The sequence below is a fragment of the Acinetobacter sp. NEB 394 genome (genome assembly GCF_013374795.1).
Taxonomy (GTDB): domain Bacteria; phylum Pseudomonadota; class Gammaproteobacteria; order Pseudomonadales; family Moraxellaceae; genus Acinetobacter; species Acinetobacter johnsonii.
This window is the reverse complement of record NZ_CP055277.1, coordinates 1,485,050-1,505,082: the sequence shown is the minus strand read 5'-3', so window position 1 is coordinate 1,505,082 and position 20,033 is coordinate 1,485,050. Positions and strand designations below refer to the sequence as shown.

General features: G+C 41.3%; 17 protein-coding genes and 1 pseudogene. 9 read left to right on the top strand and 9 right to left on the bottom strand.

What is annotated here, in order from left to right; genetic code table 11:
- Positions 1-53: 53 nt before the first annotated feature.
- Complete coding sequence (locus tag HUK62_RS07110) at positions 54-845, bottom strand: alpha/beta hydrolase (RefSeq protein WP_176537475.1); 792 nt, start codon at positions 843-845, stop codon at positions 54-56.
- Complete coding sequence (gene sppA / locus HUK62_RS07105; RefSeq protein ID WP_125281476.1) at positions 842-1,861, bottom strand: signal peptide peptidase SppA; 1,020 nt, start codon at positions 1,859-1,861, stop codon at positions 842-844. The genes HUK62_RS07110 and sppA overlap by 4 nt, the downstream gene beginning before the upstream one ends.
- A 127-nt stretch (positions 1,862-1,988) precedes the next feature.
- Here sppA and HUK62_RS07100 point away from each other — a divergent pair, with 127 nt between their 5' ends.
- Positions 1,989-2,978: a lysophospholipid acyltransferase family protein gene (locus tag HUK62_RS07100; protein WP_176537474.1), complete on the top strand. Its 990-nt coding sequence runs from the start codon at positions 1,989-1,991 to the stop codon at positions 2,976-2,978.
- On the opposite strand, the gene HUK62_RS07095 is transcribed toward HUK62_RS07100, so the two are convergent.
- From HUK62_RS07095 to HUK62_RS07085, 3 genes are all read right to left on the bottom strand, one after another.
- On the bottom strand, positions 2,878-5,349 hold the full coding sequence (locus tag HUK62_RS07095) for a DNA internalization-related competence protein ComEC/Rec2 (RefSeq protein ID WP_176537473.1): 2,472 nt from the start codon (positions 5,347-5,349) through the stop codon (positions 2,878-2,880). The genes HUK62_RS07100 and HUK62_RS07095 overlap by 101 nt on opposite strands.
- 101 nt (positions 5,350-5,450) lie before the next feature.
- Positions 5,451-6,134: a lipoprotein-releasing ABC transporter ATP-binding protein LolD gene (lolD, locus tag HUK62_RS07090; protein ID WP_004693913.1), complete on the bottom strand. Its 684-nt coding sequence runs from the start codon at positions 6,132-6,134 to the stop codon at positions 5,451-5,453.
- The gene (locus HUK62_RS07085; protein WP_004693914.1) at positions 6,127-7,362 is read right to left on the bottom strand and encodes a lipoprotein-releasing ABC transporter permease subunit; all 1,236 of its coding nucleotides are present in this window, start codon (positions 7,360-7,362) and stop codon (positions 6,127-6,129) included. Before HUK62_RS07085 ends, lolD begins: the two co-directional genes overlap by 8 nt.
- 24 nt (positions 7,363-7,386) lie before the next feature.
- On the opposite strand from HUK62_RS07085, the gene HUK62_RS07080 reads away from it, so the two are divergent.
- Positions 7,387-7,956, top strand: a complete 570-nt coding sequence (locus HUK62_RS07080) for a PilZ domain-containing protein (RefSeq protein WP_176537472.1) — start codon at positions 7,387-7,389, stop codon at positions 7,954-7,956.
- A 15-nt stretch (positions 7,957-7,971) separates the two neighbouring features.
- Here HUK62_RS07080 and HUK62_RS07075 read toward each other — a convergent pair whose 3' ends face one another.
- On the bottom strand, positions 7,972-8,883 hold the full coding sequence (locus HUK62_RS07075; protein WP_176537471.1) for an EamA family transporter: 912 nt from the start codon (positions 8,881-8,883) through the stop codon (positions 7,972-7,974).
- 13 nt (positions 8,884-8,896) lie between these two features.
- A complete protein-coding gene (locus HUK62_RS07070) occupies positions 8,897-9,367 on the bottom strand; it encodes a YaiI/YqxD family protein (protein ID WP_176537470.1) in 471 nt (156 codons plus the stop codon).
- Between the two features lie 266 nt (positions 9,368-9,633).
- Between HUK62_RS07070 and HUK62_RS07065 the strand changes: the two genes are divergently transcribed.
- Both HUK62_RS07065 and HUK62_RS07060 read left to right on the top strand, forming a co-directional pair.
- Positions 9,634-10,566, top strand: a complete 933-nt coding sequence (locus tag HUK62_RS07065) for a hypothetical protein (protein WP_176537469.1) — start codon at positions 9,634-9,636, stop codon at positions 10,564-10,566.
- A 420-nt stretch (positions 10,567-10,986) separates the two neighbouring features.
- Complete coding sequence (locus tag HUK62_RS07060) at positions 10,987-11,127, top strand: hypothetical protein (RefSeq protein ID WP_004693924.1); 141 nt, start codon at positions 10,987-10,989, stop codon at positions 11,125-11,127.
- Between the two features lie 310 nt (positions 11,128-11,437).
- Here HUK62_RS07060 and sthA read toward each other — a convergent pair whose 3' ends face one another.
- Positions 11,438-12,853, bottom strand: coding sequence for a Si-specific NAD(P)(+) transhydrogenase (sthA, locus tag HUK62_RS07055; protein ID WP_004693926.1), 1,416 nt, complete (start codon positions 12,851-12,853; stop codon positions 11,438-11,440).
- 209 nt (positions 12,854-13,062) lie between these two features.
- Between sthA and lipA the strand changes: the two genes are divergently transcribed.
- Together lipA and HUK62_RS07045 are read left to right on the top strand one after the other, a co-directional pair.
- Positions 13,063-14,076: a lipoyl synthase gene (lipA, locus tag HUK62_RS07050; RefSeq protein WP_004693928.1), complete on the top strand. Its 1,014-nt coding sequence runs from the start codon at positions 13,063-13,065 to the stop codon at positions 14,074-14,076.
- Between the two features lie 292 nt (positions 14,077-14,368).
- Positions 14,369-16,823: pseudogene (locus tag HUK62_RS07045) on the top strand (acyl-CoA dehydrogenase).
- 191 nt (positions 16,824-17,014) lie between these two features.
- Here the strand turns inward: HUK62_RS07045 and HUK62_RS07040 are convergent.
- Complete coding sequence (locus HUK62_RS07040; protein WP_004980661.1) at positions 17,015-17,275, bottom strand: hypothetical protein; 261 nt, start codon at positions 17,273-17,275, stop codon at positions 17,015-17,017.
- A 273-nt stretch (positions 17,276-17,548) separates the two neighbouring features.
- Between HUK62_RS07040 and HUK62_RS07035 the strand changes: the two genes are divergently transcribed.
- From HUK62_RS07035 to HUK62_RS07025, 3 genes are read left to right on the top strand one after another with little or no spacing between them, the layout of a single operon-like run.
- Positions 17,549-17,899 (top strand): hypothetical protein, encoded by a 351-nt coding sequence (locus tag HUK62_RS07035; RefSeq protein WP_176537468.1) that lies wholly within the window; start codon positions 17,549-17,551, stop codon positions 17,897-17,899.
- A gap of 7 nt (positions 17,900-17,906) precedes the next feature.
- Complete coding sequence (locus tag HUK62_RS07030; protein ID WP_176537467.1) at positions 17,907-19,634, top strand: PepSY-associated TM helix domain-containing protein; 1,728 nt, start codon at positions 17,907-17,909, stop codon at positions 19,632-19,634.
- Positions 19,631-19,969: a DUF3325 domain-containing protein gene (locus HUK62_RS07025; RefSeq protein WP_176537466.1), complete on the top strand. Its 339-nt coding sequence runs from the start codon at positions 19,631-19,633 to the stop codon at positions 19,967-19,969. The genes HUK62_RS07030 and HUK62_RS07025 overlap by 4 nt, the downstream gene beginning before the upstream one ends.
- The last annotated feature ends 64 nt before the right edge of the window (positions 19,970-20,033 follow it).

Below are 20,033 nucleotides of genomic sequence, written 5' to 3'. Positions count from 1 at the left end.
ACGCCTCCAAGGAGGCGTTTTTTTATGGTTGCTAAAAAGTACTATTAAACATTTTATTGAATCAGCGCCTTAATCAGAGTAACCGTTTCTTCTGGTCGCTCTAAAGGAAACATATGGCTTCCCTCAACGATTTGATAAGGAATGCCAAATTTCTTCTTCACTATTTGTGGAAACCCTGGACCAATAAAAGGACCTTTTTCAGCAATCAGCAAATGCATTGGCACTTGTGGTTTGCCCTGAGGTAGCCACCATAAAGAAGGATTAGTCCTGAAGATATGAACTTCATCCATTTTTGCAATCGTAAGTTCAACACCGCCACGGACGCGATCTTCCGTTAAAGCATAGTCAATATAAGCTTGAAAACAGTCTGGATCAAAGTCTTTATAAAAGCCTTTCGGACGTAGAAGTTCAGCTGCTTGCTCACGGCTTTCCCAATAGTCACGACGCCGTAAAGATAGCGCTGCTGGAGACATAGTATCGACCATTTTTAACTTCAGCATCTTAGCAAAGTGTAATGCAAACGAAGCTTTGCCCATGATCAAAGGCGGGTCCATCATGATGACTTGTTGAAATAAATCAGGACGCTGTAATGCCGCCTGAAACGTCAGCACTGATCCTAATGAATGTCCTAAACCAATCACTTTACGACCCTGTGCCTGACGAACAATACTGTCAATCACTTGCTGAGTTAAGCTTTTCCAATGGTTATCAATCGGGTAGTTTTTATCTGGCCCTAATAAAGGGACATAGATCACATCATACTGATCTGACAGTAAATCAAATAATTTCTGATAGACCTTAGAAGGCACGCCATTGGCGTGCGCAAAATGAATTAACGGTTTCATTGGAGTTTCGTGGTCTGTTCAGATTGCATTTGATTTGAAAGTGAAGATGCAAAACCAGCTCCCATCGATGCACCTAAACGGCCTAATACAGCATCTAGTGGGCTATGTACCACGGTATAATCCATCGCTTTATCGGTATTTAGTTCACGTTTTAAAGTATGTAAATTACCAATACGATCAGCAATACCCAGTTTGACCGCCTGATCCCCTGTCCAGAAAAGACCTGAGAAGAGTGCCGGATCGTTCGACTTTAACTTTTTGCCACGACCTTGTTTCACAGCATTAATAAAATGCTCGTGTACATTATCAAGTACACCTTGAACATGTGCGCGCTGCGCAGGGTTAACAGGTTGTGTCATTGACAATAAAGCTTTGTTTTGACCAGAGGTCATGGTGCGGTCTTCAACACCCAGTTTTTGCATGAGGCCATTCACCCCATAGTTCGGCATAATCACACCGATTGAACCCACTAAACTCGATGGATTCACCAAGATTTCGTCAGCAGCAGATGCGATATAGTAAGCACCTGATGCACCTGTATCACCAATCACCGCATACAATTTTTTATCGCTATGTGCTTTTTTCAAATATTGAATTTCTTGCCAGATTTCATCCGACTGAACCGGAGAACCGCCCGGTGAGTTAATATTGAGCACCACCGCTTGGCTTTGTTTATTTTCAAAAGCTTTCGTTAATGATTTAATCGTGTCATCACTGTTTACGCTTTGCTCATCAGCTGCAATGGTACCCACAATATCAACTACAGCTATATGTTTAGATGCAGTTGCATCCGTACCACTGGTCGAACAGCTCTTGGTCATGGCAATCAGAATAAACAAAAGGTAGGCAAAAGTTAGACATTTGAAAAAGATGCCCCAGCGACGAGCACGACGTTGTTCCTCAACGGAAGCTAAAACGGCTTTCTCTAAAAGTTTCCATTCATTTCCTGTCGGTTGTTCATGTACAGGCTGTTGTTTCGGCGTTTCATTTTCTGGTTTTGGTGGCCAATCGGACATATAACAATCCAAACTTGAATAAAATTGCCCTCATTATATACACTGATTTGTAGAAAACTGTCGAAACCGTTTATTTTAGCCTATAATATTTTATGTTTTTATCCACATGTACCATTGACTCTAAAGAATGACTAAAGCACAAGAGCAAAACTCGACTTATCGTTTACTGCGTTTTGTAAGCAAACAACCTATTAAATTTGCACGTTTTTTTGCTAAAGGTTTAGCAGGCTTAGTCAATCTTTTAAAAATCAGTAAAAACAATGATGCCCTCAGACTCAACTTAAAAATTGCGCTGCCTGAGCTGAGTGATGAGCAATGTGAAGTGATTGCGAAACAAGCAGTGCGTAATGAACTGACCACCTATTTTGAGTTTTTTAGTATCTGGGGTTCAAGCAACCAAAAAAATATTGAACGCGTCCAAAAAGTACATGGCGAACATTTGCTACATCAGGCGCTTGCCGCTCAGAAAGGTTTAGTCTTAATCGTACCTCATTTTGGGACTTGGGAAATTATGAATAGTTATGTCGCCCAATTTACTGAAATGACCATTATGTATAAACCGGTCAAAGACCCCGGTGCTGACTTATTTGTTCGTGAGGCGCGCAGTCGTGAAGGCGCTCACCTTGTACCAACCGATGAATCAGGGGTGCGCCAAATTTTTAAGGCGCTCAAACAAGGGGGAACGACCGTAATTCTGCCTGATCATAACCCAAAACAAGGCGGTGAAATGATTCCTTATTTTGGCTTTCCTTTAGCTTCAAGCAACCTGAGCGCCAAACTGATTCAAAAAACCAAAGCCAAGGCTCTATTACTTTATGCTATTCGTAATGATGATGGCTTTGATATGTACATTGAAGAAATGAGCGAAAGTATTTATCAAGGTACAGCCAATGATGGCACCTTCGTCATTCACCAAGCCATTGAGGACTTGGTCCATCGTTATCCTGAGCATTATCATTGGACCTATAAGCGCTTTAAAGCCAACCCCAAACTTCGAGCACTGTATAACCTTCCCTTTAATGAGGCTGTGACGCGTTTAGAGCAACTGCGTATGGAACAACAGATTCAGTCGACTGCAACCACTGTCGAGTCTGACGTTGTGTCGTCAGTTCAATAATCCCTGTAGGCTGCACAATAAAACTGATACTGCCTTGCTCTACTGTTGTTAAGAGTGGGATATTTAAAGCTTTCAAACGAGTTTGCGTTACTGTACTTGGATGTCCATAACGGTTATTGAACCCTGCTGAGGCAATTGCTAATTTCGGTTGATAATGTTTTAAAAACGCATAGGCTGAACTATGTCGACTGCCATGATGCCCCAAGACCAATACATCAACTTTTAAGTCCGGATAATCCTGTAATAATTGAAACTCGGTTTGCCAGCCAGCATCGCCCATAATCAGAAAAGACTGATAAGGCTGTACATCCTTCACCTGTATATAGACCACACAAGATAGCTCATTTTGCTGATACGGCACTTGTGCCAATTGATTGGCTTTCGGCGACAAAATTTTGATTTCTACTTTTTCAGACCAGTGCCAGATCTGACCTTGTTGACAATAGTTAAAGTTTGACGTAGTTGCCACATCCAATTGCTGATTAGAGTAAACTTGATTGATCGATAACTCATTTTTTAATTTGGCATAACTTCCACTATGATCTTGATCCAAATGTGTAAGTATTAGCTGATCTAACTGGCTCACGCCTTGCTTCGATAAAAATGGCTGAATAATCTGCTTAGCAACACTAAACTTCGATTCATCATAGGAGCCACCAACATCAATCATGGCATGCTGTTGCCCATGTTGCATATACACCGCTTGTCCCTGACCGACATCCAGTACGATCAACTCAAAAGGACGGTTTTGGCTACTGAACCCCAACAAAGGAATCAAACCTAGCACCAGCCATGATTTTGGTAGACTCGGTTTGGGCATAAAAACAATGATTGAGAGCACAATCAGTAAAATGACTTGCCAAGTATTGAGCGCAATCGGGTACAACTTAATCGGTAGTAGCGCATCCAATCCATTGAGTATGCCCAATAAAAATACCAGCACCCAATCTGCCAACTGAAACAAAAGGCTGCTCAGCGGTTCGAAAAGATAAAAAGTAAATGCTGCCAAAACCTCCAGTGGTACAACCAGTAAACTGATCAGTGGAATAGCGACAAGGTTACTGATTGGGCTCACCCATGAGACTTGCTTGAAGAAAATAATCACCAAAGGCATCAAAGCCACAAATATTTTCCACTGCGACTCAACCAAAAGTTTTAGGCTAAAAACGAGTTTTTTCTGCCAAAACTGCGGGCGAGTCAAATCAAGCCGAATCGTGGTTTGATAAATGCGTAAAAGCACAAAGCACGCACCATAGGACAACCAAAAGGCCGCTGATAGAATTGAAAAAGGATCAAACAGTAAAAGGAGTGATGCACTCAATAAGAGTAACGTCAAAGCTGAAATTTTCTGCCTGAGCCAAATCAACACACTTAAACAGAAACAACTGAGTAAAGTACGAAGAGCAGGAATTTCAAAACCGACAAAGGCACAATACAGCAATACGCAGCAACAAAATGGCAGTAACAATGCATAAGGTCGTGGGATTTTTAGAAAAATCTGTGGCCAATAACGATTCAGCACCTTTTGTAACAGCCAACACAGCATCACGGCAAAGATCAGCACATGTGGCCCAGAAATCGCTAATAAATGGCTAATGCCAAAGCGTTGAAAAAAGGCTGTCGTCTCCTTATCTAAGAAACTTTCATCCCCAGTCAGGAGTGCTAGAATTAAGCCCTTATGGCTTAAAGGCTGAGTATAAATAAAATGACGAATGTTTAATCGCTGTTGTTCTATACCCAGTTGAATTTTATTGAGTACACCCTGCTGTTTTCTTAAATAATGGGTATAGCCTAATGTAGAAATTTCTGACTCAGACAAGGGGTGTATGTGCTTGAGTTTGAAACCAGACATAAGATTACGTTGCAGATACCACTGCTCAACATCGAATACACCTTGCACTGCATAACTATGCGCAGGACGTATTTCCCCTGTCAGTCGGTAGTATTTCCCAAGTTCCAAGACAGTTTGCTCATTTGAGATCCTTTTTTGAAAACTCAACCACTGCACTGGTTGCACATGTCGGTTCAAGACCTGTATTTCTTGCTGAATGGTCTCAGCACCCAGTTGGTTAATTTTTGCGATATAAACAATGACTTCAGCATCTTCAACTTTTGTTTCTTTATAGGCTAGACGCTGCTGCAATGCCGATTGTGCATAATGATATCCCACAGTTAAAAACAGCATGGAATAAATCAGTCCGCATATAAACTGCAAAATAAGGGCGTGTTTGTGCTTAAAGAGAAAAAGCTGTAGAGGCAAAAGTAGGATGACTAAAATCAGCGCTGGATAAAAAAGGTGATTTAGAATGGGAACGGTCTGCCCCATCAATGCAATTCCTACAATCCAAGCAGCAGCATATAAAAGCTTCATTCTTTTATTCAGTTATTTTTTTTATTGGTGCCATAATAAAGCCCACCGAGGTGGGCTTCAATAGATAGTGGCTTTATCTCATATTTTTATCGGCACTCAGCCTAATCATTGACCCAAAGACCATCTTGCATATGCAAAATAGAATCGGCGGACTGAGCCAGTTGTTCATCATGTGTCACGATCAACATCGCCATATTGAACTCCTGACGTAAATCCATCAGCAGCTCAAAAATTTTACTTGCTGTTTTACGATCTAGGTTGCCTGTCGGTTCATCTGCCATCATCAACGCAGGCTTGGCCACCAATGCACGCGCTAATGCAACACGTTGCCGTTCCCCACCTGAAAGCTCACCTGGTTTATGGGTTAAACGATGCGTCAATCCGACACGTTCGAGTAAATATTCGGCTTGCTTTTGTACATCTTTAAAGTTAGTACCTTGACGTAACATCAGTGGCATTGCCACATTTTCCAAAGCGGTAAACTCAGGCAACAGATGATGGAACTGGTAAACAAAACCTAAGTGTTGGTTACGTAAATAACCACGTTCAGCTTCATTCAAACTGTCAAAACGACTACCCTGCAAAAAAACCTGCCCAGAACTCGGACGGTCTAAACCGCCCAAGACATGCAACAAAGTACTTTTTCCCGAACCACTCGACCCCACAATCGAAACGAATTCACCTGCTTTGACTTGTAGAGAGAGGCCTTTAATCACCTCAACGGTCGACTTACCATCGGTAAAATGTTTTTCAATATTTTGTGCTTCTAAAACAATTTTACTCATAACGTAATGCCTCCGCGGGTTGGATTTTTGCAGCACGCATTGCAGGATAAATTGTTGCAAGGAAACTTAAAATTAAAGACAGTGACACAATGGTTAATACATCTTGCCATCTTAAATACGAAGGTAGGTAATTGATAAAGTAGGCATCAAACAGATGAAGTCCCATCACATTGTTTAACCAACCCACAAAACCACTAATTCCAGAGGCGAAAACAATGCCGAGAATCGCGCCCGATACCGTACCAATCACACCAATAATCGTGCCCTGAACCATAAAAATACGAGTAATGGTCGCAGGTGAGGCGCCAAGGGTACGTAATATGGCAATATCCGATTTTTTATCGGTCACAACCATCACCAAGGATGACACAATATTAAATGCAGCCACCAAGACAATCAGGAAGAGCAATAAGCTCACCATGGCCTTTTCCATTTGGATCGCACTAAACAAATTGCCGTGAGTATAGGTCCAATTCGAGGCATAAAAACCACTTGGCAGATCCATCACAATTTCATCAGCTACTTTAGGTGCTGCAAAAATATCATCCAATTTCAAGCGAATGCCTTGCGCGCCATCAGGTAAGCGTAACAAAGTTGATGCATCATTCAAGGCAATGTAGCCCATCATCGAATCGACCTCAGCACCAATGCTGAAAATGCCCACAATTTTGAAACGTTTAAAACGCGGTACCACACCCGCTGGTGATGGAGTTGCCTCAGGTAAAACCAAAGTCACACTATCATTTAAACCTAAACCTAAGGCATCGGTCATTTGTTTGCCTAAAACAATACCAAACTCACCTTTTTTTAAGTTATCAATACCGCCTTCGACCATGTGATCTTGGATAATCGAAACCTTTTTTTCATATTGAGGTTCGATCCCCGTGACCATAATTCCAGCCACTTGGCCTTGTGCCGTAAGCATCCCCTGCAATTGAGTAAACGGTGCTACGCCTGTGACGTGTTCCTTTGTCTCAATTTTTTTTGCAAGTTCAGGCCAATCTGTTAAAATTTGTGTTGAAGAAACAGTGGCTTGAGGTATCATTCCAAGTACACGTGTTTTCAGCTCTCGGTCGAAACCATTCATTACAGATAAGACTGTAATAAGTACAGCCACACCCAGTGTTAGACCGATCATCGAAACCAGTGCAATAAAAGAAATAAAGTGGTTGCTACGCCGTGCGCGAGTATATCTCAACCCTATATACAGCGAGATTGGTTTAAACATACCATCTAGTCCGAGGTCATAATTATGGAAAATTTACAGCATCAAAACGTTCAACCAGAACGTCGTGTGATGTCACGAATCGATGCGGCCTTGAGAATTAACTATCAGATCATTTCTGATGATGTTGCCCTGAATGACCCTTACGATCCTAATTTTGTTTTACCGCGCTATTTTCTACTACTCGCAGAATTAGATCAATTTGATCATGCACTAAACTACGAATTAGAACAATTATCTGAAAAAGATCAACAAATTGCTCGAATCTTATCCCTATTTAACCAGAAATTAAACCTGATCACGGGGTCTTTGTACGACACAATTGTACAAACCATGTTACCTACGCCTGAACATGTGAATTTTTCTGAAAGTGGTTTGAGTTTCTATAGCGAAAAACAAATTCAAGATGGTACTTATATCCACTTAACCTTGAGCCACCCTGAAAACTTCTTCCATATTGCCGCGATTGCACAAGTGGTGTACAGCAATGAAGAGGAAAATGGCAAGTGCCGTACTGGAGCATACTTTATTACCTTGCACCCGCAAGATCGTGTCAAATTGGCCGACTGTATTTCTTTGGCTGTCGAAGATCATTAAAGCCAGAACCTTGGACTAGTTTTGGCTTTTTAACTTTTGGGCAAGTGTCCGACTTGCCTGAAGATCTTTATAAAAGTAAACAAACAAACCTGACAGTAACACCACTGCACCCAAAATCACCATCATCGAGAGTTTTTCTTGATTCAGCACAGCACCTATAAATAAAGCAATCATCGGTGTCATAACGGTAGTCAGCGATAAAGTCGTGGGTTGAATTTTCTGCACCAATTTAAAATAACAGAACATCGCAATCAATGACGCCATGATGACCGTATATAGCAGCGCCAAACAAGTTTTCAAATCGGGCATTTGCTGCGGTGCATGCTGCCAAATAAAAGGCACAATACAGATAGCCGCTAATGTCGACACCAAAATTGAACCAGTCGCTTGTGCAACAGGTTCAATATTCGCATTGACTTTTTTCACCCAGAAAATAGAGGCTGCATAAGAAAATACACTGAGTAACATCAGCCCAATCCCAAACGGATGGACATGCTGTGCTGTACCTGCAAGGCAAATGATCGCAAGTCCTAGCAGTGCAATACACATTCCAAGCCACTGCATCGCACTCAAATAGCTCTTAAAGTAAAAACGTCCGATCAGCCCTGCCATAATCGGTGCTAAGCCAAACATCAATGCAATCATGCCTGAACTAATATAGTTGGTGGCAACATAGGTAAAAAACTGCGAGCCAATCAAGCTAAAAGAACCAGCCAAATAACTATGCCAAGCGACTTTATCGGTGGGGAACTGTCGTTTTAAAACCAATAACAAACAAATCGCCAAAGGCAAAGCAATGAAAAAACGTAATACCAATGCCCACAGCATATGTAAATCGGTCACACTCCACACAATCGCTAAAGGCGTTGTGGACCAAATAAAAACCAATAATCCATAGGTTGCCATCAGATTGGCTTTAGAAGACATAATCAGCTCGATGCTAAATGGTAGTTTTGCGTTTTTGCTTTTGAATGGTTTGGTCTAAAGAACTAGAAAATTCGCGTTTATCACGCTCAGAAATAGGTGGTGGCCCACCCGTGTTTACACCTGCTCCACGTAATGAATCCATAAAATCACGTAAATGTAGGCGGGCTTTGACATTAGCGGTAGTATAGATTTCACCACGTGGGTGAATTGCGATTCCACCCTTTTCAATCACTTGTGCCGCTAGCGGAATGTCTTGTGTCATCACAATATCATTCTCTTTCATGCGTTCGATGATTTCTTTATCCGCGGCATCCGCCCCACTCATCACTTGAATCGAATTAATACGAACGGAAGGCGTAATCCCGACATTTTGATTGGCCACAAAGGTCACTTCAAGTTGATAACGATCTGAAGCACGTAAAATCACTTCACGTAAAATTTTAGGCAATGCATCTGCATCGACCCAGAGTTTAAATGGCAGCACTGCACATCCATAAACAAAAGAAACTACCTTAGTCTAACAAACTCAGTGCTTGAGCATAATAGATAAAACCGCTCAAAATCCCTAATACAGAGCTTGTGTCATACTTTATAAGTATCACAAGGAAATGCTTTTACTATTTTGTCTGTCAAATAAAGTAAGGCTTTACTCTTTTTTGATGATTTTCCAGTAAAAATAAAATATAGGACTTGAAATATAGAAATAACCCTCGATTTAATAGGGATATATAACCTCATTCAATCGTGCATATGAACAATCAAAATAGTCCAGAAATAATCACCATTGATGACCAAAACTTTGGTAGCCACGTCGAGCATTGGAATTTACTCACCGATAACCCTGCACGAGATGTCCCTAAATGGTTAGGTTTAGCTTTAAATGCACCAATCATGCCGATGGGTTTATGCCAGACTGAACAAGATATGGATGCGGGTTGTTGGCTCATTCAAGGTCCAAGTCAAGCGGCTGTTCAACTGACTCAAGTCATCGCGGTTGAAGACAATAAACCCAAGGCTGTTAAAACTGCATTTCCAAGTTTTAATAGCCCCTATAAAGTGTCTGCTGTGGTTGAACGCATCATTCGAGGTCAATCCAACACACAAGCCGTTTTACGCTTAAACTTAGGCAATAACAGCATCGTCTACGCTTATGACAGCTTATATAGCGTTAATCATGCTCAATACCAAAAAGACCAAACCTATATTGCACATCTCAACGCATGGGCATATGAACTAGAAGCGGTCGCAGAACACGAGCAACTGGTGGTTGATGATCCCGCATCGATTAAACATCATCGTGCCTTGAACGATATTTTGGCAGCAAACAATGGCATTGCTCCTGCAAACCTGCAAGAACAGATTGATGCATGGGAACCAAAGTCGGATGATGACAAAGAACCTGTGACTGTCGATTTTTCAAAAATGGTCGCTTATTTGTATGGCGAAAAGATCGGTCAGGAAGATGAAGCATGGTTCCAAGGGAATATTGTGGGCAAAACCAGCATGCAATTTATGGAACAAGATTACACTCTGCTTGATGTTGCCTTGATTCATGAAGACAACCAACCTGCAACACTGATTCGTATTGCCACTAAAAATCCAGAGTACTCCAACTTTAATATTGGACAATACATTCGCGGCAACATTTGGATTCAAGCCAATATTTATTCATTAAATCAATAATTTATAAAAATAAGCCAACTCAGCCTATGCCAGAATGATGTATAGGTTGCGTTGGCTTTTTTATTTATATCAGTACGATTTATTTTAATTTGAATTCATTTGTATAAAACTTATCCACATATTTTATTATCTTTTGGTATTTTAAATTCATTTAAAAGCACATTTATCCACAGTTTTAAATTCAATTATATTATTTTAACGATGAATAATAAAATCCTAAGTTCTATGACTTTCAGATAGTTAGTTATTGGTAGCTACTGGCTTCTGGGTTAACAGAGCATAAACTTGAATATTTAAGTGATTATGTATAGTGGAGATCTGATTATTTTTAATTAGTACTTTATTTAAGCATTTTTTTATGTTAAAAATACAAACATGCAATAGGATTTTAACGATAATTAAATCGGAATAAAAACTTCCATGAAAATTATGCAAGAAGAAAATATACAGCATGTTGAACATCAGTTAGAAAAGCGCTATCAGCTTGACGCTTATTCGTGCATGTTTTTTGTGTTAGGCATGATGATTTCTGCCTACTTCTTACATCAGTTCATCCTGTAACTGATTTCACGTCGCAGCCCAATTCAAAAAAGCCAACTTTGTTGGTTTTTTATGCCTAGATTATCTGCTACGCCGTATCACTGGATCATTCTTTCCATGTTCTACGCTAAGAAACATGGCACCCACAAAATTACTTGTATCTCATAAGCTAAGTTGCTCCCTCCCCCTTACTTGTCGCACTTACCTACTACCGCACGGATCGTTAAAAAGTTTTAAGCATTTAGATATGCCTGCAATTACAAAATAGCAATTTTAGGTATAAAAAAACCTGCAAGTCTAAACTTACAGGCCTCTGAAAATACTATAAAAATTAGAATAAACGATTCATACCATTTAAGGTCGCTACACGATACGCTTCAGCCATCGTCGGATAGTTAAACGTTGTTTCTACGAAATAATTGATGGTATTGTTTGGACTATTCATCACCGCTTGACCAATGTGAATAATTTCCGAAGCGTTATTACCGAAGCAATGCACACCCAGCACTTCCAAAGTTTCACGGTGGAATAAAATTTTCAATTCACCTACTGTGTCACCCGTAATTTGCGCACGCGCCAAATGACGGAAAGAAGCCTGCCCCACTTCATACGGAATTTTTTCTTCGGTTAACTCTTGTTCAGTTTTACCAATCGAAGAAATTTCTGGAATAGTATAAATGCCTGTCGGAATATCAACCACAGGTTCTACACCCACTTCACCGCTCATGTTTGCACCTGCACAACGACCTTGGTCATATGCAGCAGAAGCCAGTGAAGGCCAACCAATCACATCACCAGCAGCGTAAATGTTTTCCACTTCGGTTTGGTATTGATCATTGACTGTAATTTGACCACGGCTGTTTGGCGTAATACCCACATTTTCTAAACCTAAGCCATCCGTATTTCCAGAACGACCATTACACCACAAAATAGCATCTGCTTTAATTTTCTTACCGCTTTGTAAATGTAGCACCACGTGATCATCATAGGTTTCAAGATGATCAATCTGCTCATTATGGCGAATCAAGACACCTTGTTGACGTAAGTGATAAGACAAAGCATCAGAAATTTCATCGTCTAGATAACTCAGCAATTTATGCTGTGTATTAATCAGGTCAACTTTATGATCTAGTCCAATAAAAATAGATGCATATTCACAGCCAATCACACCTGCACCATAAATGATGATTTTTTGGATCGAATAATCAAGGTCTAAAATTTTGTCCGAATCAAATACACGTGGATGGTTAAAATCAAGCGCCGCAGGACGGTATGGACGGCTACCCGTTGCAATCACGATTTGCTTGCACATGATCGTTTCTTTGATGCCTTCAGGGCTAAATACTAAAACCGTATTTTGGTCTTGAACATAGGCACGACCATGGTAAATATCAATTTTATTGCGGTCATAAAAACGTGAGTGTGTATCAACCTGTTGTTGAATCACTTTATGTGCATTTTGAAGCACTTGCTTCATTGTAAACTGACGCCAGTCGCCCATTTTTTTAAACATTGGGTCACGGCGATAACGGATAATACTCGATACCGTTTGACGTAAAGCTTTACTTGGAATGGTCCCCACGTGGGTACAGTTACCACCGAGCTGCTCACGCACATCCACAATCGCAACACGCTTTCCAGATTTGGCAAGTTTCATTGCCGCGCCTTCACCCGCAGGGCCTGAACCTAGAACGACCGCATCGTACTTAACGAAAGTTCCACCAACGACCTCTTTTTTACGTGGCATTCAACGCTCCTTCTTCAAAAAACTTATTACTTATCTTGGGCATATTATGACGTAATTGCAGGCAATTTGCTGTATTTAGCTTACATATATTAAGTGATAACCACATTTAGTAAATGAATAGTATTTCCGCCCTATCAATTCGCATTTCCGCTATACTAATACTGCTATTTTTAGCATCTCCCCCGTCAAAAACAGTGGAATAGTTGAATATGTCTGAAAACCGTAAACCTGAGCAGGGTATCAAACTTCGTGGCGCAGAAAAGGTCGCGCGTATACCTGTAAAAGTTATTCCTACGGTTGAAACGCCACGCAAGCCGGATTGGATTCGCGTGAAAATGGCAGCACCCGAAGAAGTGCAACGCATTAAATCAACCCTACGTGAACAAAAACTGCATACCGTTTGTGAAGAAGCTGCATGTCCAAACCTACCTGAATGTTTTGGTGGCGGTACTGCAACCTTTATGATTATGGGTGACATTTGTACACGTCGTTGTCCTTTCTGCGACGTAGCACATGGCCGTCCAAATGCACTTGACGCAGACGAACCACGTCATATGGCTGAAACGATTTCAAACTTAGGTTTAAAATATGCCGTGATCACGTCTGTAGACCGTGATGACTTACTTGACGGTGGCGCACAACACTTTGTTGACTGTATTAAAGAAGCACGTGCATTAAGCCCGAATACTTTACTTGAGATTTTGGTACCTGACTTCCGTGGTCGTATGGACATTGCGCTTCGCATTATGACTGAGTGTCCACCTGATGTGTTTAACCATAACATTGAAACTGTGCCGCGTTTATACAAAGCGATGCGCCCAGGTTCAGACTACCAACACTCTTTAAATCTGTTGAAAATGTTTAAAGAATATTGCCCTGACGTTCCAACCAAATGTGGTTTGATGGTCGGTATTGGTGAAACTGAAGAAGAAGTCATTTCACTTTTAGATGACTTGCATGCACACGGCGTTGACTATGTAACGATTGGCCAATATTTACAGCCTTCAAAAGAACATGCGCCGATTGACCGCTTCGTTACACCAGAAGAATTTGAACGCTACACTGCGCATGGTCAAAAGCTGGGCTTTAGAAATATTTGGGCAGCGCCGATGGTTCGTTCAAGCTACTTCGCTGACCGTCAATACTATGGCGAACCTGTACCAGCAGTACGTCGCAAAGCAGATCCTGCGAAAAAGATTGCTGTTCAAACGATTGAAGCTTAATTTGCTGAGGTGTTAAACAGTTAAAACACAAAAATTAAAAGCCCTCATATGAGGGCTTTTTTTTATTACGATCTTCGTTCTTTATATTTTTCAATTACGTATTCATACATTTCTAACACAGTCATTGTTCAATAAACATCCTAATCTAATTCAAAGTCTAAAATAATCGTGATGCTACACATCACATCAAATTCATTTTATTACACCTTTTTAGTCTACGTTTTGCCTTATTTTCCGTGGAATTCTATAAAACGTATGACTGACCTCACGGTATAAACAACGGGAGGTTTCAATAGGTTTCATTTTCGCCATTCTGTTTTTAATCTGTATCCTCTGGGCTGTTTTTTATTTTGAACTCAGTCGCTTAATGGCAACTGCAATGATTATTTTTGCATCCCTCTTCGCTGCTATTTTTATCAGTCCGTGGTCATTACTTCTAGGTCTGCCCTTAATTATTCTCAGCCTGATTGTGGTTATTGATCCATTACGCAAGTCCTTAATCACACAACCTGCCTATAAAGCTTTAGCCAAAGCCATGCCGAGTATGAGCAGTACTGAGCGCGAAGCATTGGATGCAGGCACCAGTTGGTGGGAAAAAGAATTATTTATGGGTGCGCCTGACTGGAAAAAATTTGATGGTTATGTCTACCCAACTCTGTCCGCTGAAGAGCAATCCTTCTTAGATCATGAAGTTGAACACCTTTGTAGTTTACTCAATGAATGGGAAATTCATCACCACTTAAAAGATCTTCCTGTTGAGGCATGGCAATACATCAAAGAACAAGGCTTTTTAGGTTTAATTATTCCCAAAGAATACGGCGGTCGTGCCTTTAGCTCCCTTGCCCAAAGCCGCATCATGAGCAAAATTTCTTCACGTTCACTGACCACTGCCGTCAGTTGTATGGTACCCAACTCTTTAGGCCCAGGTGAATTGCTTTTACATTATGGAACTGAGGAACAAAAACAACGCTACCTCCCGGGACTAGCTAAGGGTGAAGAAATCCCCTGCTTTGGTTTAACCAGTCCTGAGGCGGGTTCAGACGCGGGTGCAATACCTGATACAGGCGTGGTCTGCTATGGCGTGTTTGAAGACCAAGAAGTGCTTGGTTTACGTATGAATTTTTCAAAACGCTGGATTACACTGGCGCCTATTGCGACTGTGATTGGTCTCGCTTTTAAACTCTATGACCCTGATGGACTATTAGGCGATGCAAGCAAAACTGAATATGGCATCACCTGCGCATTATTACCTGCCAGTCATGACGGTGTCCAAGTCGGTGCGCGACATAATCCTGGTTCACCCTTTATGAATGGCACGGTCGATGGACAAGATGTTTTTATCCCACTCGATTGGATTATTGGTGGAGTGGAAAATGCAGGTAAAGGTTGGCGCATGCTGATGGAATGCTTAGCCGTAGGTCGTGGGATTTCCCTGCCAGCGCTCTCCACTGCTTCAGCTGAAATGGCTTATTTAAGTGTCGGTGCTTTTGCCAAAGTTCGCCAACAATTTAAAATTTCTGTAGGACATTTTGAAGGCGTGCAAGAAGCCACCAGTGATATTGCCAGCGGTGCATATATGTTAGAAGCTTTTCGCTATATGGTGACTTGTGGTTTAAATAAAGGTGGAAAACCAGCTGTGATGACAGCTATGGCCAAATACTATGCCACTGAAACCATGCGTAAAATTGTCAATCATGGGATGGATGTCGTTGGCGGACGGGCAGTACAAATGGGGCCGCGCAATTTTTTAGCATTGAATTATCAAGCCATCCCCATTTCAATTACCGTTGAAGGGGCCAATATTTTAAGCCGTTCTTTGATGATTTTTGGTCAAGGCTCAATGCGCTGTCATCCTTATTTATATGAAGAGCTACAACTCCTCCAAGCAGAAGATACAAAGGCAGCTTTAGCGCCTTTCGACACGCTATTTTTTAAACATTTGGCTTATACTTTTAACCGCGCAGCACGTTCATTCAGTTATGGCATATTCGGTGGCCCTTCAGATGCTTCCGCACAGACAGATGCTTTCTCACGTCCTTTTTACAAAACCATTAACCGTTTCAGTGCCAACTTCGCTTTAACCGCAGACCTTTGTTTAGGCTTACTTGCAGGCGATATTAAACGCAAAGAAATGCTTTCAGGGCGTTTAGCCGACATTCATGCTTATTTATTTATCGCGACCGCTATTTTGAAGTTTTATGAAAAAGGACAACGTAGTGAGGTGGAACAACAGCATGCACAACTGGCTTTAGAAAAAGCATTTGTCCAAATTCAGGATGCATTCGATGGACTATTCGCAAACTTTCCTATGCGAGCCGCTGCTTGTGTAGTCAAGTTCATCTGTTTCCCTTTTGGTCGTGTTGCCCAGCAACCAAGTGATCAGCTAAAAATGCAATTAGGACTTGCCATCATGGAAAATAACCCGTTCCGTGAACAACTGAAACAGCATGTTTTTTACAATACCGATCCAGATGATGTCTTTGGGCGTATGGAAAATGCCTTCCAAGCAGCATTAAAGATTGATCCACTATGGACGAAGTTTAAAAAAGCGGAATCCAAAGGACAATTTGAAGGCTTAGATTTTGAATCACATATCCAACACGCACTTGAAACAGGATTCATCAACCCTGAGGAAGCCGATCAGTTGATTCATTACAATGCTCACCGATATTTTTGATCATCAGCTTGAACAGACACTAGATTTAAAGAATCCTTACAATACTAAGGCTTCCGATATTCAACTATAGCTAAATTCTAAAAACACTAGCACATGGAAACATCTGTAAAACCTCATTTCCTATGGTTTTAGGTGTGATAATAAATTAAGTATTCAGCTATATAACCTTTCATCGGTTTTCGAAACTCCTAAAAAATAAAAGTCCGTCTACGGGCTTTTATTTTATCCACACAATATAAACCAAGACATCAAAGCGAAGTTTTAAATCCAATACACGTTTAAACGGTAATAGAACTCTTCTACTTCCAAACGGACTTGATAGCCCAGTTGGGTAAGTTCTGCTGAAAGATGACGAATATCTTCTAAGGGTAAATGTTTTGGCAGAACTGTAAATACCGCAGTATTTCCCTGTTTCGCACTCTCCTCAATGAGTGAAGCTAAACGTAATTTATAGACTTCAATATCTAAATACGCTTGGTTGGACATAATTTTTGCCTGTTCAGCATTAATAAAAGCAGCCATCTTTTCCTCCAAATTCGCCCAAGTATTGACTATGAAACTAACGCAGATCAAAACAGCGTATAACGTGATTTGGTAACACTGTGTAGCTATTCCTTAGAGAAATAACAATAAGAATCAAATCGATTTAAAAAGGCAGCGACTACAATCCAAATTTTTCTGTTCACCAAACTCACTTACCGTTACAGAAAAAATAAATAAAGTTACCATCTATTTTATTTAAATAATAATTGTTATCATTTGCAATATTGTTTACTAATACACCAACTCTCTTCCATGAATAGCACCACTCAAATTGATGCCTTGGTTCATTCGGAAAAAGTCTATCCGAAGCCTGCCAAAAAGAAGAAAGTCGACACACCACTTAGCTACCGTCTGATGGTGTTGTATCGATTTGCACTTGCTTTGCTTGGAGGTTATCTCCTTGCTGCGCTCTCTGCATTAACCATTGCCAAAGTCTTTATTGCGAATCCTGTGAATGCGGCCATGAGCGCCACCCTCATTGCATTTTGTCTTAACTGTGCTGCCTTTATTTGGGTCTTTATGGTTCAAAAAACCTTAAAAGCAACACTCGGCATTGCTGTGCCATGTATTGCACTGTATGCCCTACTCAAATTTCTAGGATAGTTTTTCAATGCGTGTTGATCAAAAAGCGGAAGGACCGCGCCAATCCATGTCATGGTTGCATACATGGGCCAGTCTCATTTTAGGGTGGCTGCTGTATGCAATTTTTGTGACTGGAACCCTCAGTTTTTTCCAAAATGAAATTTCTACTTGGATGAAACCAGAAACACATCAATCTATCCCTGCGCAGTCTCAAGTACAACAAATGCAGGTCGCTCTCAACTATTTACAGAAAAACCACCTAGATGCTGGCAGTTGGAACATTCAACTGCCCAACTCACGCCAAACCACAACTGAAGTGACTATTCGTGCCGTTGGTGAAGACCCGAAAGCACGTCGTGGTGGAACACGCATCACCTTAGACAGTGCGACTGGTGAAGTGATTGAACCACGGGATACGCGTGGTGGTGGATTCCTATATCGTTTCCATTTTGAATTGTACGGTTTACCCCGCCTGTGGACGCGTTGGTTGGTCGGGATTGCCACCATGTTCATGTTGGTCGCAATTGTTAGCGGCATCATTACCCATAAAAAAATCTTTAAAGATTTCTTTACCTTTCGCTCTGGCAAAGGTCAGCGTTCATGGCTGGATGCACACAATGCAACCGCTGTTTTTGCACTGCCTTTTCATCTAATGATTACCTTTAGTGGCTTACTACTGCTCATGTTTATGTTCATGCCTTGGGGAATTAACCAAGCGTATGAAAATCGACAACAGTTTTTACGTGACCAACAGGCCAGCATGATTGAGCAGCCCCAAAAAGCTGAAGATGTGCAGCGCGAAGGTAGAGGTCAACGCGACGGCGAAAGAGCGACTCGTGGAGAACGCGGACAGCAACGTGGTGAACATGCTCAAGGTCGTGGTGAGGAACGTCCAAAACCCGAACTCCACCCTGCACCACTGACAGACTTAGCGCCAATTATGGCAGCGGTACAACAACAGTGGAAAGACAATCCAATTTCTTCAATTAACATTATTTCACCCAATACAGACCAAGCCAAAATTGAGTTGCGTGCCTTGCGTGCTGAAAGCGTCGCGCATCGCAATGTGTATGCAACCCTCAACTATAATGGGGTCACGGGTCAAGATGAAACGGATAAAAATATACGAATCAAAAATCCATCGATTCCAAGTGGCATATATAACGTGGTCACCGTCTTACACGAAGCGCGTGGCCTCGACTTAGCACTGCGTTGGTTATTATTCTGCTCAGGTATTTTAGGCACGCTCATGGTGGCGACAGGTCTGATCCTTTGGTGTGTAAAACGTGCACCCCAACAGCAGAAACAAGGCTATAAATCGTTTGGTTTCCGACTAGTTGAAGTCCTGAATATTGCAGCCATTATTGGTTTGCCTTTGGCCTGCGCGGCATATTTTTATGCCAACCGTTTCATTCCAGCAGATGTAGAAATGCGCCTGAACTGGGAAATTCGTAGCTTCTTTACCGTATGGTTACTCACGCTGATTTATGCCATTTTCCGTACCCACCGCCAAGCATGGTTAGACTTACTTTTATTGGCAACACTCGCTTTCGCCCTGCTGCCAGTGGTCAACTTGATGACAGGTGGTCAAGCTTTGTGGAACAGCGTTGGGCAGGGTCAGTGGATGATTGCATCGGTTGATTTAGCCATGTGGGTAATGGCAGTGATTTTCTATTTCGCTTATGACAAAGTTAAAAAACATCAAGGTTTGCCGAATAAAAAAGTGAAAGTACCTGTTCAGGAGGCCGAAGCATGATTTGGTTTCTGGTCATTTGGGCTTTAACAGTCTTAGGTTTTTTTGCACTTGCCAGCAGTATGTCTAAGCACCAAAAGCAAATCTTTGCTAAAGAACTAACACTTCAGCAAACACGCTTAGCAACCACTGTGGGCTGGTTCCTGTTAATTGTTTCTTTGCTCATTTGCTTAACACAAGGACATTGGAGTACCGAAATCAGTTATTGGATTGGCGTAATTAGCTTCGCTGCACTGTTTGTTGGACTTTGCTTAAGTTATTTTGAACAAAAAATTAAGAATATCGCTGTTTCAGTTTTACTCTTATTTATATTCAGCCTAACTTTGCACCTGATCTGAGCGTAAAAGCCAATCTTCGGATTGGCTTTTTCACTTGAAAGCATTAGGCTATCCACAGTTTAAA